The organism is Nonomuraea sp. NPDC004186 (genome assembly GCF_053603495.1).
Genome location: NZ_JBSGFQ010000286.1, coordinates 1 through 1,007, shown reverse-complemented (window position 1 = coordinate 1,007; position 1,007 = coordinate 1). Strand labels below are relative to the sequence as shown.

Below are 1,007 nucleotides of genomic sequence, written 5' to 3'. Positions count from 1 at the left end.
TACCGCGTCGCCGGGCGATGCGGCGGTAACGGGCCCCGATACGGGTCTTGGATCGGCCGGCGCTGACGCTCACCTCGCCCAGCACACCGGCCACATACCGATTGCCCCGCCCCTTGGAGTTACGGCCCTTGCGCTTGCCGGCCGACTGCTTGACCTGGGGACAGAACTTGCACCACGACACCAGGTGCCCCGCCGTGCGAAAGACGCTCATGTCCGCGCCGATCTCGGCCAGCAGGTCCTGCGCGGCGATGCGTCCCATCCCAGGGATGCCGTCGAGCTGGACGACCTGCCGTTCAAAAGGGGCGATCAGCTCCTCGATCCGGGAGGTCAGCCCGTCGATCTGAACGGTGAGGTGATCGATGTTGTCCAGCATCATCCGCAGCACGAAAGCGTGGTGGCCGGTGAAGGTGTCCGCGCCATCCAGCGCCTCCTCCAACGCGAGGATCTTGTTGCGCATCTTGCCGCGCGCCAACTGCGCCAAAACCTTCGGATCACGCTGCCCGCCGATCAGCGCCTCCATGATGTCGCGGGCCGACACCCCGTGCAGGTCCGACACGACCACCGACAATTTGATCATGGCGTCTTCGAGAAGCTTCTCCGAGCGCTGCTTCTCCCGCGACCGTTCTTCGATCAGATGCCGCCGATAGCGGGTCAGCGTCCGCAACCGACGAATCTCCTCCGACGGCACGAAACAAGATCCGACCCCCATCCCGCGCTCCGTGACCTTGGCCAGCCACACCGCGTCACACCGGTCGGTCTTCGGACGGCCGGGCAGCGCCTTGACCTGCTTGGCATCCAAGAGCTCACACGCGAATCCCTCGGCCTCCAGCCGAAAGAACGGAGCCTTCCAGTAATCGCCGGTACTCTCCATCACCACCGTGTTCACGCCCCAGCAGCGCAGCCAGTCCGCCAACGCGACGATCTCCTTCTTCGTCGTCCCGAACGTCCGCACCTCCTGGGCACGACGCCGCCGATCACGATCGGACGGCACCCGGATACACACCTCC

The 1,007-nt window shown here is 65.5% G+C and carries 1 protein-coding gene; it reads right to left on the bottom strand.

Annotated features, from left to right (window positions below; translation table 11 throughout):
• Positions 1–991, bottom strand: a 991-nt coding sequence (locus ACWEPL_RS65285; protein ID WP_452443107.1) for an IS110 family transposase, incomplete at its 3' end; no start/stop codon positions are given.
• Positions 992–1,007 lie beyond the last annotated feature (16 nt).